Here is a 14,655-nt window from a genome sequence, read left to right on the forward strand (position 1 = left end):
GCGGCGTGAAGCTGGAAGGGCGCTGATCAACCCCGCTTCAAAAACGGAATCGGCCGATTCCGAATCAATTCCACGACATACGACGCAGCCACATCACACGCATATTTGCGGAAGCTCTCCGTAGCGGGCGCATTCTTCGCTTCGTCCGCCAAATCCGATACGCCGCGTACCATGAAAAACTCGGGCTGAGCTGCGGCGGAAAAACACGCGCTCGCCACGCCGGCTGCCTCCATTTCCACGCCAATCAACGCCGGCCATACGTTGCGATATTCGTCGAGCACGCTTTGCACCGCCACGACCTTGTCCCCCGATGCAATCGGTCCCACGTGAATACGCGGTGCACCGTCGTCCGGCTTCTTCGCCACGATGCGCTTCGTCCACGCATCACCAATCACATTGAGCGCCGCTGCGTACAGACGCCTCGATGCCTTGTGCACACTCCATCGCACTTCAATGCCTGTGGTCGTGATCTTTTGTAATTCGTAATCGACCACTTGCTCGGAAATCAGCAAATCCCCAAGCGCCACGTTGCGCGCCGCAATCCCCCCGGCAATTCCCACGAGCACCACGTGCCTCGGACGCCAGCGCTTGATCGCTTCCGCCGTGGCCGTCGCAGCATTCACGCGCCCCATTCCAAGCAGCGGCATCAAGACCAGCCCATAACTTCCCGCTCCATCCATCGTCGGCAGATCGACCGAAAAATACACGTGCACGTCGTCCCTACGCGGGGGAACTCGGGAATACCCTGGCAATTGCGCCAACAGTGAGTCGCGTTCTTCGGGCAATGCCGTGACGAGCAAAAAGTCCACTCGTTGCGGCTTTTTATTGGGTTTTTCCTTGGGTTTCGAAGCTTTTTGCGGTTGATCCGGAGCGGGCACCGAGCGCCCGGATAATTCTTCGGTTAATAAATCAAATAGTCGAGAAACAATAGGCTCGATCGTGTCGAGGCTCGACGTCGGGCCATCCAGCGACGCGAGCTGACTCTTCGTCATGCGATGGTATCGCTTGACCCGACCAAAATTTTCCATGATGTCGTCGAATGCCGTTTTTGCATTTCCACCCGTACCCGGAAGCGGAAATACCGGCACTTGCTCGACGAGCGCCGTTTCATAGGTTTTCAGCGTTCCTTCGATTCCGCCAACGAGAATGACCGCGCTTGCTCGCTTGACGCTTTCGACCCATTCCGGAACACCTTTTTCGACGTAAATCACGTCGCCACCAAAAAAGGCAGGTTCATCGGGCCGCGGCACGATTGCTTGAGCCTTCGCGATAGCGGTAGCCCCAGCGCCTGAAGCTCGCCCGCGAATGCGCGCGTCACGGCTCTGTCGACACCATACCAACCACACGTGACGAGGCCGAATCCGCGATGCGCGAGCGCTCGGCCAATGGCTTCCGCCGCGAGCTGTTGTGGCTTGGGCAGCGGATCGTTACGCCATCCCGTTCCCGCGACCAAAACCCAAGTCTGCTCGTCGTCGATCTCCGCGTGGCTCATGGCTCGAGGTCCAGGTTGGCGATGATCAGCCACCATGCGCATTGCCGAACAAAGATAGCTCGATTTTTCCGACCGCCGCCTGAATGTCGAAGCGATGCTTCACGCCAGCGACGTTCTCGAATTCGATATGACGAAGCGCGCGTGGATCTTTTCGCGACAAAAGCACGTTGTCGAGGTGCAATTCGATGCTCATGACGCCCGTGCCCGGCTCGCGCGGGGTCCCTTTGACGACAACCGTAGCAGGCGATCCTCCAGGGACGAGGGCCATGTCGAATGCGCCGGCGAGGCCGAGCGATAGAGCACGCCACAATGCAAGGAGCATGGTGGGTCCGCGTCGAGATACCGTGGGCTCGTGACCTTCGCGATAATGAGACAACGTGATTCCGTCGAATACGTGTCGCTCGTGGCCGTGTACGTCGTGAAGAATGGCCAATCGAAAGAGTCCCCCGTCGCGTTTTTCGATTTCCACGGCAAAACGCAAATCACGCCCCTTGGAACCTTCTCGCCCTTCGACGATCGCTGCAATGGGCATCGTTTTGGGGAAAAGGCCATCGAGCGCCGTCGCGATTTCATCGACGCCGCCCGCAAATGCACCAAGCCGCTGCGGCCACGACGCGATTGCCGCAAAGGACGGTGCCGGCGACCGGCCAGTATTTGCATTCACTCGCTCGTCGATGTCATTCGTCGTGCCGTCGGGCGGTTCGAGCAGCAGCAGCCGAGTTGCAGCGACAATGGCCGAGCTGGTTTTCATGTTCGCCTCGCGCCCCGACAAAGGCGGCGTGGTCGATACCGCAAATCGACCCGCACAAAGCGGATACGTCATGGGCGGTAAGAGTGGCTCGGGTGGTTTTCCAGGAAAAACCAATGCGCGAATCAACGTCACGCCCAGTGCGTCCGCGGCCCGCAACGTTTCCATGCGCTCACGCGGTATCCAATCGAATGCTTCTCGCACGGAAGTAACGATCGATTCCGCATCGAAACCTTCGCCATGCACGGCTTCGAGCGCCGATTGAATGACCGCCGTGCCCCCTTGTTCGGCTGCCTTGCGCAAGAGCGGGATCCCTCGAGGCGTAGCACCTCGCGAGATCGCCACGAGCCCCGCGCATGCGAGCATCGCCGCATCGCCCGGTGGACGCGTGGCCGCACGTTCGAGCCGCGTCATGGCTTCGTCGTAACAAGCCGTCGCCGCTGCGTGCGCGCCGAGATCGTCGAGTCTGCGCCCATGTCGCGCAAGCTCGAACGCAGCTCGCACGTGCACCCGCGCGTGACGCGTATCGCCTTCCTCTTCGGCCGCCTGAAGCAAGCTCGGAAGCTCGTCCACACCTCGCGCGCGATCCCGCGCAATCGTCAGGTACCACGCGACATCTGCGCGACGCTCCCGCATGTATCCATCGCCTGGATGGTCGAGACAAACCTCTTCCCAGCGAAGCGCCGTTTGTAGCTTTTCGAGCGTTTCAAGGGCGACTTCATGGCGGCCCATGGCGCCGAGGGCTGCGGCTTCGACGATCGCCGATGCAGCGCGGATCCGGTGCGCTGCGCCGCCATGCGCTGCGGCTTTGGCTCGCGTGGATGCGATTCGTTCGAGCGCTTCGGATGCGCGTCCCATGCGTACGAGCACCGCTGCTTCGTTGTGCGCCGCCCCGAGCGCGATCTCGTAATAGGGACTTGGGGAGCTTCCTTCGAGGCGCTCGCGAAGTGCGCCAAGAAGCGCGCGCGTCCTCGTAACGACCCGCAAGGCCGAGCGACGTTCCTTCGTTGCACGCCGCGATCGCGGTGATCATGTCGAGCGCCGGTGCAGGCGCGCCGCTCAAACGCTCGCGAAGCGCCAAAGCCCGTTCGGCCGCGCGTTCGGGCCTCCCCGCGCGCGCAAGCACGAGCACCTCGAGACACGCTGCCGCCGCCTCGATCTCGCGCTGCTCGAAATTGTCTGCGCCGGAAGCGACTTCGAGCGCCCGTTCGAGCGCATGCAAGGCGCGTGCGTCGTCACCGCGTTCGATGGAGATGACCGCGAGCGACAGTGCGGCATCTGCTGCAAGCGCACGCAAGTCGAACGACGGCACGTTCGCAAACTTCCACTCGCGCGCAATCTCGACGACGGCCATCAAGCTGTCGGTTGCCAGCGCAAATCGCTCGCGCGCCGCGTGACGTTTACCACGACGGTAATGCGCCTGAATCACACACTCGAACATCTCCGGATCATCGAGTCGCCGATCGTGAAATCGGTGAACGATCTCGTCGTATTCACCCGTCTCCGATTGCGCGGACAAGTCACCCAACGCGAGCAGCGCCTTGGCCGTTTCTTTGCTCCCACGTTCGTCACGCACCGCTTCCCGCACGATCGCGGCGCAAATCTTCGCGGCTTCCGCATTTCGCCCGTGGGCACGTAGCGCCATCGCTTCCGCAAGCCGCTCGGCATGCTTCGAACCTGGTTTGGGTGCGGCTGGCGCATCGAACCTCGACGCACGCAGTTGTTCCTCACGTGCTATGGGCGTTCGCGTGGGCGTCGGTGGCGTCGCCGAGGGCCGCGAGCCCGTGACCTCGGGTAAGGCAGGCGGCGTGATTCGTCGCGCTTCGATGGCCGACATCAAGTCCGCAGACATCGGTCGCGCTCGCGCTCCCACGCGGACCGGGTTCGACTTCGACAAACACTGCACGAAGCGGAAAAACGCGTGTGAAGCGCCTTGAGCATTCGACGTCGGCTCCACTTCCACGGCGAGTCTTTGCGATTGCGATCGAAGCGCGCGCTGCGGAATCTGCGCAAGCTCCACGTACAGCGACAGATCGACCGACGACAGACCCAACGTCGAATGAAAAACGCTTCGAGTCGCGGCTTGGCCTCGTCCACGAACGCCTTGCCTGCAGCACCATCGGGAACGTGCATCAAGAGCGGAAACATGTTCAGCGTGCGATCGGTCGACGCGAGTGACCTTCGACCATGAGCCCACGACGCAAGCTCCGATCGCTTCCTCGAGAGACGCGTCGTCCACCAGAAAGACGAGTTTGTCCGCGAGGTGCGAGATGAGCACCGCCGTCGTCTCCACCTCGCCCGTGGGCGCATCGATGAAGCACTGCGTCGTAGCGGCTGCGCAGCGCCGTCGCGATCTTCGAGCACCCCGGGAAACAAGTCGAGCGACTCGAAAGGCTGTGCGCGTTCGTGTGGAGCATCGTCGCCACCGACCGGCATGAAATGCAGCTCAACCATGCGTTCGTCGGGCAAACCTGGATACCGCACGTTCACGCGTCGCACCGCGCTTTCACTCAAATCGAAAACGCGCTCGACGAGCTCATGCGCCAGGCCCGTCCCCGTGGTTCGAGTCATCGTTCGACCCGGAGGCATACGCCGCGCACCTTCGCGCACGAGTGCGAGCAAGTCGACGACACCCGATGCGACGCGTGCGCGGCCCGTCGCGCCTGCAACGCGACGCTTGGATGCATCCGGGAAGTAGCGGGCTAGCGTGGGTGAATCGACCGCGAGGTCGATGACGAGAACCCTGTCCCCGCGTTGCGCAAGCAGTGCAGCGATGTTGGCCAAGGCCATCGCACGCCCAGCATCACTGCGGGCCGAAGTGAACACGGCAAGGTAGCCATCGCGAGGGGCAGCCAATCGAACTTCCTCCGGCGCCTACTTTTGCATGCCTCGTACGCCGGACCAAGAACAGACGCTCGTCCCGAAGCCGTTCACTGGAGCGCACCTCGTTGCATTGCTGCTTGTTCTGCCGCTTGCAGCGCCGCCTTCGCTTTCGCTTTGCCCGCGATCACACGCGCAAGCGCATCTTCGTACACTTCGATGGTGCTCATCGCATCGACGATCATGTTGCGTACGAGCGCCGTTTTCAGCGAAATTCCCGTGAAGTCGAGGGCCACTTTGAAACGAACCGAACCTTCGTCGACGTCCATTTCGAAGTTGCCATCACCCATTCCGTAATTGTTTCAGCGACGAACTCACAAAGCTCCATGCGATGCTCTTCTTCGCCTTCGGACGAAAGAGGACGTAGAGCACGAGCCTGTCGAGCGGCTCGGACAAACGGATGACGCAAGCCTCCATGACCTTTCCGTCGCTCATCGGCGTGAGATAGTCGACCTCGCCTTGCCCATCGTCTTCGCGTGAATATGGAAACCCCGCTTCCGAGAGCGCGTGTTCGATCACCGTCGTCGGTAGCTCTCGAGGTTCGTCGTGTGCATGTGATTCGAGCGCTGCGGCGGGATGTTCGTGCCCCCCGTTGTCCTTCGCTTTGCGCATTGCACGCAGCATTTCTTCGGCGTCGTCGCGCATTGCCCAATCCTTCGGGGCAATCGAGAGCGCGCGTTCCACATCGTGCACGGCGCCGTCGAAGTCCGAACGCAAAGCTCGCACCGTGGCGCGTTCCGTGAGCGTGTCTGGATTGTCCGGTGTGATGCGTAGCGCCGTATCGAAATCCGCGAGCGCGCCATCGAGGTCATCGAGGTTTTGTCGTGCTGCGCCGCGCCGTTCGTACGCCGGGACAAACTCGGGGTCGATGTCGATCACCGTGGTGAAGTCATCGATCGCGGCCGCGACGTCGCCGCCCAAAAACTTGGCAAGGCCCCGATTGTAACGCGGAAGCGCCTTTCGAGCAAGCTCTATCGCGGCGTCGAAGTCGGCGATTGCGCTGTCGAGTTTCCGGCGATCGTGCGGTCACTGCCGCGATCGTTCAAAACTTTCCAGTCGAGCGTTTTGGGCTTCGACACGGTGACCGATCGAGCTTTCGGTGCGGATTTTTTTGCAGCGGGTTTTGCGGGGCGTTTGGCAGGGCGAGACATGAGTGACCGTGAGGGTAGTCCAAAAAATGCGCGATGGGGGATGGTTTTCCTGGCAGTAAAGTGTTTCTCCGAGGGCGCTCTCGAAAGCGGCCCCTCGCGAACCTCGAGCGCCTGTCAGGACGGTATGATCGGTGCCGCGCCGGTCCACCTTTCGAGCGCAGATCGATACGATATCGTGCTGCGTCGTCATCGTGCATTGACAACGTACCCGTCGGTCGTGTCTCTTGCACGCTGGCCGCTTTCACGCATTTCAACAATCGCCAGATCGGCGACTTACCGAAAGATTCATGATGATGAAACAGATTCGTAGGGAATGGTTGTTCTTGGTGCCATTGGGCATCGTGCCCATGGCTTTTTTCGCTGCGTGTGACGGCGAAAGCAATACGATTTACGTTGCGCAAAGCGACGCCGGGGCCGACGGAGCCGCCGGGGGAGGGGGCGAAGGCGGTGGCGACGTCGGTTGCGTGGACGGCACGCAAGGTTGTGACGGGCATACTCGCCGGAGCTGTGTTGCTGGAGAATGGGTGCTCGCGAATGAACCGTGTGGCGGAGCGACTCCAGCGTGCCTGGACGGCGTGTGCGTTGCGTGTTCGCCTGGAGTCAAAGAATGTGGGGCCAATACGCCGCGGACCTGCGATACGACCGGGAATTGGCAATATGGGGCGCCGTGTTCGGGCGCGACGCCCGTGTGCGTCGATGGTGCATGCGCAGCGTGTGCGGCATCGTCGGTGCGTTGTGACGGCAGCACGGCACAGACGTGCGATGAAAATGGCGTCTGGCAAGATACCATGGCGTGCCCATTCGGATGCGTGAATGGATTGTGCACCGGCATTTGCGTACCCACATCGAAGCAATGCGTCGACAACGTGCCCCAAATATGCGATGAAGCCGGGTCGTGGCAATCGGGCGCGGCTTGTTCAAGCAATAACCCCCTCTGCCTCGATGGGAATTGCGTCCAATGCTCGCCCAATGAAATGCGTTGCGACGGCACGGTGGTGCAAACGTGCGATGCAAGTGGAACGTGGCAAATGATCGAGGCGTGTCCGTTTGCGTGCATCAATGCGCAGTGCGGCGGCAATTGCATACCCGGCGCGCAGGAGTGCAGCGGAAACGTACCCCGCACGTGCACGAGCGAAGGTGTTTGGCAAGATGAACCGATCTGTCCATTCGTATGCGCCGACGGCAAATGCAGCGGAATGTGCGTTCCGGATTCGAAAACGTGTTTCGGCTCGGCGCCTGCCACGTGCGATTCGATGGGCATGTGGCAAGGCGAAGAAGCGTGCTCGCAACCGGCACCTCATTGCGTGAGCGGCGCGTGCACCTGTACCGAAAGCATGTGCGGCGGCGCGTGCGTGAACTTGAAGGCCGACAGCGCGAATTGCGGCGTTTGCGGCCACGATTGCCTCGGCGGATTGTGCCAAGGCGGCGAATGCCAGCCCGTGAAAATCGCCTCGGGACAGGGTCAACCGTCCGGCATTGACGTCGATGCGACGCATGTGTATTGGACGAGCGCCACCAATGGCACGGTCATGAAAGCCCCCATTGGCGGCGGAGCTCCAACGACGCTTGCCTCGGGGATATCCGGACCTGCCGGGGTCGCCGTTGATTCCACCAACGTGTATTGGGTGGCGACTTCGGGGGGCAATGTATACAAGGCACCGATTGGTGGAGGAAATTCGACGATCCTCGCGAGCGCACAAGGCTCGCCCCTGAATATCGCCGTCGACGCGACGCATGTTTACTGGACCAATTATGGCGGTACCGTCATGAAAGTCCCGATTGCGGGCGGCGTGCCGACGGTCCTGGCCTCGGCCCAACCAACCCCACTCGGCCTCGCCGTCGACGCGGACTATGTGTATTGGGTCAACGGGTTTTTCGGGAGCAACAACGCAACGGTGATGAAAGTCCCCATCGATGGTGGTGTTCCGTTGACGATTGCTTCGGGACAAACGCGCCCGACCGCCATTTCCGTGGATGCGACGAGCGCGTATTGGGTCAATGTGGTTGGCAATGGCGCCGATACGCTCCTGAAATGCCCCCTCGGCGGCTGTCCCGGCAATATTCCCGTGACCCTCGCATCGAGTCAACAAATCGGACACTTGTCCAACCTGATTCTCATTGCAGTCGATTCGACCCACGTGTATTGGCCGAACGGTCCCGACGGCACCATCAAACGCGTATCCATCCATGGCGGCGTGCCCAAGACGCTCGCCACAGGGCAGCAAAGTCCGAATGCAGTCGTCGACGACGCCAACAGCATTTACTGGACGCAAATTCAAGGCGGCAACATCATGAAGCTCGCCAAGTAAAACTTACCACCTTTCCCAGCGCGGCCCCTCCTGAACCTCGAGCGCCTGCCCCGAAGGCACGACCGGTGCCACGCCGGTCCACCTTTCGAGCGCGTCGAATGCCACGTTTCGATCCGTTTCCGCAAGGTCGAGAAGGCTCGCGGAATGGTTTTCCCCTGGAATGACGAAAACGTACGAATCCTTGGCCGCACCCGGGTCGAATGCGGCCGCCGTGTAAGGATCGTTTGCCCCGTACACGAACAAAAATCGTTCCCCCTGAGTCGATAACCAATCCGAAATGTCTTTCATGGCCGAAGGGTCGAACGTGGGCGTTTTTCCCGGATCCTGAACGATGTACGTCGATGGTACATCGATCCCCGGGTATTGCATCAAATCGGCGATGTGCCCTTCTTCGAGCGCCGGGTATCCAAGCTCCACCGCCGCTTGCCAATAATAAGGCTCGTAGGCCAGAACATTCGGATCCGACCACAAAAGTGGCGAAGCGATTTCATGCAGGAACCCCCACACTTCATCGTCCGTCGAGGCTGCCGTGGGCACGTTCGGGCAAAGGCTTGCATCGAAGTATTGCCAAAACGTGAAGACGAGTTCCACGGCTGCCGTTTCGAATGCCTTGTCCGCGCCGAGCAAATCGAACTTCATGCCTTCGGAGGCCGCCGCATTCGCTTGGCGCTCCAGCATGGCCGTGCGTCTCGTCAACACTTCGCGCTGGAAATCCATGAGTTTGGCGCGGCAATCCGGTTCACCCAAGCCCGCGACGAAATCCAGATACCGCGGATCCGGTGTGCCGAAGCTGTGCGGAGCCACGTACGCGATGGTCCCATCGACGTCGTCCGGGTAAAACCGCCGGTGATACACGGACGTCATTCCGCCTTTGCTCGCGCCCGCCGAAATCCACTTGCCCGAATAAATCGGTTTGAGAGCTTCTACGATGCGATGATGATCGGCCGCGGCTTGTTCGATGGTGAGGAGTGACCAATCGGCGGGATGGGGCCGCGAGGGCTCGAAGAAGCGTTGCTCCACCCAAAGCTGATTGGCTCCCAGAAGTTGCGCGGGCTCGCGAATTCGAGGTTTTGAGGCGGAATACCCCGACGTGCCAAGCACCATCGGCGCCGCTTCGTCCTTGTGCAGCAATAGAATTAGCTGCTCGAAATGCGGCGACGACGGCGCATCGTGATCCGCGGGTTGGTCGTAAAACATGACGATGTATCGGTATCCCTCGAACGGGGAGGTTCCTTCTGCGGCCTCCATGCCCGGAATCGCTTGCAGGCGCTCCAGGATATCGAGATCGGGCTCGGCGTCCGGTTCGGTGCAGGCGACGAGCTGCGTGGAGACGAGCAAAAGGAGTATCGAGCGAAGCATGGGACTCCTCAGTTGGCGCAAAGGTCCGGGTTCATTGAAATATCGGCTGCTCGAACGGACAGCGGAGCACCTTTGATATCCGCAACGAATTTGTTCCAGCGCTTTTGGTCGAACACCAATCTCTCCGTGTCGCCAACGATCTTCCAATCCCACATCAGGTTGCGCACCGTGCAGATTGCATACGTGTGCGCAGGCCGCGTGACGTCCTTTTTCAAAACGGCGGCGAGCGCTCCGAGACCGGCCTCGAATGCAGCTTGACCGGTCGGGTCCCCGTAGGACCATTCCGTCTTCCATTGACGCGTCGTGCTTCCGAGGCGGTACAACAAATTCGAACGCAGGATCTCGGCGGCATCGATGGTCCGTGACCACTCCACGAACAAATCATGATTGCCCAGCACAGCGTGGATGCGACCAGCCGCCAATTGCCGAGCGCGCAAGGAGCCTGCATTGTCGAGAACGATCGGCCAAACGTCTTTGCGGTCGACGTCGAATCGCGAAAGGAAAAACAAACGTTCGTCAGAAATGTCCGCATTGGGGAGCCCGTCGTACAGCTTCGACCATTCATTCGCCCAGGGTTCCGCTGCGCCAATGACTTCGGTGCAGGCTTCGTACGATGATATGTACGATAGACCGAATGGTTTTGGCAGTGTGGTGAACGCACTTCGTATCGTATCGGACCAGGCGGGATCCGGCAATGCAATGGCTGCTTCGCAAGCTCGTTCGAGGGCCACGGCTTGCGCTGCATCCGAATGCAATTCATTCAAAAATGTGGCAAGGTTCGTCGGATCGATGGGCAATTGGGCACCGTCTGCCACGGCGAGTGCGCGGGCCTGATGCACGCCGGGCAGCGTGAGAAATGTGGCAAGCTGTTCCGACGTCGACGGTATGGTCCTCGAAACGAGGAAATCAGGCAATTCGTTGTCGACTGCAAAGATTTCCCATGGCGGGTGAACGTCGTCGGGGTCGAGCACGAGCAGTTCTTGCGGGTCAATCGATTCGACCGCATTCAGTTCGCCGCGAAGAACCGTTTTCCTGCGCCGAGTACCGTCCGGAGCAACCCATTCATATTGGACGGGCGCGAGCAATGCGCCTTCGGCGTCGGTCACCGTTATCGTTGCGTCGGCTTCCGATACCAAGATCCGGGGCAATGCTCGAGCTGACAATGCTTGCCGGAGTTTGTCCGCGCCGAGCGGCTCGAAATGGGGCGCAAATGCTTGCACCACGTCTTCCGTGCCGATGTTGCCCATTCGGTGCTTTTCCAGCAGGTCGCGAAGCGTACCGAAAAACGTTTCATCTCCAACGACTTTGCGAATTTGCGTAAAAAACCAAGCGGATCGCCCATAAGGCCCCGAGTCGTATTTGTTGTTGGGCAGTTTTTCCGGAGCCCATACCGCTTGCCCATCCACCACGTAAAACGCATGGCCATTCAGCGTTCCTGCACCACTTGCATCGATGTGGGAACGCACGAGCTCTTCTTCGAGCAGCGTCGCCATGCCTTCTTTGATCCACAAATCGTCCCACGTTTTGATCGAAACGAGGTCACCAAACCATTGATGCGCAAGCTCGTGGGCGGCGAGGCCCAAGTCGCCATAAAGCCCCGGCGCCGTGCTCGATGTTTCCCGTTGAAAACTGATTCCGGCATTCTCCATGCCTCCGGACATGTGCCCAGGCAGAAGCACCAGCGCATAACGCTCGAAGGGGTAGGGACCGAAGAGTTTTTCCATTTCGCCGGTCATTCGGGCGAGCTCCGATGCCATCGTGGCATGATCCCCGGGCAAACCTTTGCGGTGCCAAACTTCGATGGGCACATCGCCATGTTTCGTGGCATGCACGTCGAATTCGGAGACGGCAAACGCCATGAGGTACGGTGGCAATGGATACGCCGTTTCGTAACGCATGTACCGTGACGAACCTCGATTTTCGTCGGTCACGAGTGTTCCATTGGCGATGAGTGTTTCGTGTGGAGCGACGCGTAGTCCCGCAGAAAAAAGCGCGCGGTCGGAAGGAGCGTCATGCGAGGGCATCCATTGACGCACGCCGTCGGGCTCGGAATCGGTGAACACGGCGCGAATGTCGATCGGATCGCCTTCGCGCTTGCCAATGGGGCGCAGGTTGTCGCTCGGAGCCGCCTCGTAGTCGATGGATAGAACGATGGGCGTATTCTTTTTTGCTTGCACGTCGTCGAGCGACACCCACAAACGCTTTTCCGGTTCCATCTCGAAGTCGACCTCGCCAACGCCTTCGATGCGCACTGCTTGGACGTCGACGGAACTATCCAGCTCGAGGCCGGTAAGGGCGTTCTCCGTTGGGGCGAGCGTGATGCGTACCGTTGCGACGAGGCGGCTTCTTTGCCAATCGTATTCGGCATCGAGGTCGTATCGTTCGACGTCGTAACTTCGGCTGCCGCGGTCGTGACCACAGGCCGAAAGAAGCAATGCGGCAGAGAAGGGGAGGGCAAGGCGAAGAAGTTTCATGACGATTGGATACGGTAGCATCGGGCGTGCCGACGCGCATCCAAGGACTTTATGGGCGAAGAATGGGACGGATTACTCCAATTGAGCAATCGTATTGCACGATTTGTGAATCGGCATTTGCGCGGATCGTGCAGCGACCCGCGGGGATGCGCAAAATTGGTTCGACCTTACTGGATCAGGCGCTTGATCTCGCCCGACGCCACGTACGAACCGCCACCCGCCGCTTCGACGACGGATTCGCATACGTACAGCACGCCAAGCTCGCGAATGCTGCGCGGGAAACGAATGTTGTAGTTCGGGTCGAACCCGTCAGAAACCACGCGTGCGCGTAGCTTTTTCCCTTCAGGCACGCATTGCACCAAGATTCCTGTGCCGATATCGGTGCACGTCGGCAAATCCGCCGCCGTCGCCGGCGTCTTTGCAGCCTTCGACGACCCAGCGCTCGATGAACGCCGGCTTCCACCACCCGCCGGCACAACCGTTTCACCGGGCCGCAAGAGGCGCCGAATGTTGCCTTGAACGCGATAAAAGCTCCCGTCGGCGCTCGTCACGACCTGATCGACCAAATACGACACGCCCTCTTCGCGAATGGCACGCGGGAACTGCACGTTCTTGCCGTGGTCGAATCCGTCGGATACCACCTTGATGCGCAGCTTGCCGCCTTCCTTTTCGCACTTCAATACGATGCCACCATCGGCGCTCGTGACGGTCTGCAAACTCGCCGACGATCCGCCCGTCGTACCGCGTTGCGCCAGATCTCCGCGATTACGCGTCCCGGCCTGATACGATTGATCGCGCAATTCCTTGCGGAGCACGCCGTCGAAAGCTCGCTTCTCCAAACGATCGGCAAAATGTTCGAGTTGATCGATTTCCTCGGCAAACTCGAATTGATTCGCCAGCGGGCTCTGGCGCAAATCGTCGGCGATCTTGCGCAATTTCTGACCGGCCGTCTTGTGATCGCCCTTGTCCGCAAGCTCGACCGCTTCGTCTTTCGCCTTCGCGATTTCAAGACGTCGAGCTTCCCCGACGACCTTCAAATCTTGCGTCGCTGCCGCAGCTTCTTCCGCCGTACCGATATCGGCCGTAACGACGAATTCGCCCGTCAGGTCCTTGATCGACCCATCCACGACCGCTTGGAATCCATAGGAAATCCGCGCGAGCGCTACCGACCCCGACTTCGCCGGCGCCTTCACCTGAAGCTCCAACGCCAATACTTTTTCTTCGACCGCGTACACGTCGCCCAGCTTCACCTGAAGCTCGTCACCCTTTTCTTCCGTGCGGTACTTGTTGAGCACCCAGCCATGTTCGACATGTTCGCCCGGACGAACTTTGACCAAGAGGTTTTGCCCGACGACCGAGGACAAACCTTCGAGCTCGATCTTGAAAACCTGCTCCACGTCTTCCGGCGATTCGATGAAGTAGAAGTTGCCCTCGGCTTCTCGCGCCATGCCAATCAAGAGATCTTCATTGAAGCCGGAACCGAACCCGAGCGTGGTGGTGACGACGCCTTCGCGCGCTTTTTCACCGGCCGTTTTCTTGAGCACCGCGGGATCGGTAATGCCCATGTTCGCTTGACCGTCCGTGAGGAGCAGCACGCGATTGACTTCATCGGGCTTGGCATGCTGTTTGACGTGTTTGATGCCTTCGAGCCACCCGCCGGCGAGGTTCGTGCAGCCACCCGCGCGCACGTTGCCAATGCGCTGCTGAATGGCTTTCTTGTCCTTGACATTGGCATGCGGAACGATCGTGTCGACGTCATCGTCGTAAATGACCACGCTGAGCAAGTCTTCGTCGGCCATTTCGCCAACGACCGCTTGCGCGGCCTTGATGGCTTGGCGCAGTGGCGTGCCACCCATGGATCCCGACCGATCGAGCACGAGACTCACGTTCAGTTTCCGTCGCGGAACATCTTCCTTTTTGCCATCGGCGCCGAAGCGGATGACGAGCGAGACCTTGGTCGTTTCGCCGACGACAATCGTCGGTTGACTCAGTGCATAGGTGGCTTTCACGTCAGATACCCCTCGGGACGCGTGATCCGCCGCCGGTTGGCGGCCATGGCGCCCTCAATGGCGAAACCTTTATCATGAATCGACTCGAACATAAAATCGGGATCCGACGCGAGCATGACGAATGTGCTCCGTCCGCTCGCGGCTGTATCGAGCATGCCTTTGCATTCCGACCGTGTGCCACATTGCGCCATGCGTGTTACGTTCGATTCATTGCGTCAATGGTCATTTGCAGT

At 60.0% G+C, this 14,655-nt stretch carries 10 protein-coding genes; 1 reads left to right on the forward strand and 9 read right to left on the reverse strand.

The genetic code is table 11. The features are described from left to right. Positions 1 to 26 precede the first annotated feature (26 nt). The 6 genes from IPM54_23890 to IPM54_23915 all read right to left on the reverse strand — a co-directional run bounded on the left by IPM54_23890 (position 27) and on the right by IPM54_23915 (position 6,041). Entirely contained in the window at positions 27 to 1,250 is a 1,224-nt protein-coding gene (locus tag IPM54_23890) for a 5'-methylthioadenosine/S-adenosylhomocysteine nucleosidase (protein ID MBK9262831.1), read from the reverse strand. Beyond that, the gene (locus IPM54_23895) at positions 1,208 to 1,492 is read right to left on the reverse strand and encodes a hypothetical protein (GenBank protein ID MBK9262832.1); all 285 of its coding nucleotides are present in this window, start codon (positions 1,490 to 1,492) and stop codon (positions 1,208 to 1,210) included. The genes IPM54_23890 and IPM54_23895 overlap by 43 nt, the downstream gene beginning before the upstream one ends. Positions 1,493 to 1,517: 25 nt before the next feature. Further along, on the reverse strand, positions 1,518 to 3,110 hold the full coding sequence (locus IPM54_23900; protein MBK9262833.1) for a hypothetical protein: 1,593 nt from the start codon (positions 3,108 to 3,110) through the stop codon (positions 1,518 to 1,520). Between the two features lie 966 nt (positions 3,111 to 4,076). Further along, complete coding sequence (locus tag IPM54_23905; protein MBK9262834.1) at positions 4,077 to 5,096, reverse strand: hypothetical protein; 1,020 nt, start codon at positions 5,094 to 5,096, stop codon at positions 4,077 to 4,079. A 74-nt stretch (positions 5,097 to 5,170) separates the two neighbouring features. Beyond that, the gene (locus tag IPM54_23910; GenBank protein ID MBK9262835.1) at positions 5,171 to 5,410 is read right to left on the reverse strand and encodes a hypothetical protein; all 240 of its coding nucleotides are present in this window, start codon (positions 5,408 to 5,410) and stop codon (positions 5,171 to 5,173) included. Next, a complete protein-coding gene (locus IPM54_23915; GenBank protein MBK9262836.1) occupies positions 5,403 to 6,041 on the reverse strand; it encodes a tetratricopeptide repeat protein in 639 nt (212 codons plus the stop codon). The genes IPM54_23910 and IPM54_23915 overlap by 8 nt, the downstream gene beginning before the upstream one ends. A gap of 517 nt (positions 6,042 to 6,558) precedes the next feature. On the opposite strand from IPM54_23915, the gene IPM54_23920 reads away from it, so the two are divergent. Next, complete coding sequence (locus tag IPM54_23920; protein ID MBK9262837.1) at positions 6,559 to 8,580, forward strand: hypothetical protein; 2,022 nt, start codon at positions 6,559 to 6,561, stop codon at positions 8,578 to 8,580. 3 nt (positions 8,581 to 8,583) lie between these two features. Here IPM54_23920 and IPM54_23925 read toward each other — a convergent pair whose 3' ends face one another. The 3 genes from IPM54_23925 to IPM54_23935 form a co-directional block, all read right to left on the reverse strand. After that, a complete protein-coding gene (locus IPM54_23925; GenBank protein ID MBK9262838.1) occupies positions 8,584 to 9,939 on the reverse strand; it encodes an aminopeptidase in 1,356 nt (451 codons plus the stop codon). A gap of 8 nt (positions 9,940 to 9,947) precedes the next feature. Continuing rightward, a complete protein-coding gene (locus IPM54_23930) occupies positions 9,948 to 12,413 on the reverse strand; it encodes an aminopeptidase (protein MBK9262839.1) in 2,466 nt (821 codons plus the stop codon). 167 nt (positions 12,414 to 12,580) lie between these two features. After that, a complete protein-coding gene (locus IPM54_23935) occupies positions 12,581 to 14,422 on the reverse strand; it encodes a VWA domain-containing protein (protein MBK9262840.1) in 1,842 nt (613 codons plus the stop codon). Between the last annotated feature and the right edge of the window lie 233 nt (positions 14,423 to 14,655).

This window comes from Polyangiaceae bacterium (assembly GCA_016715885.1).
GTDB lineage: Bacteria > Myxococcota_A > Polyangia > Polyangiales > Polyangiaceae > Polyangium.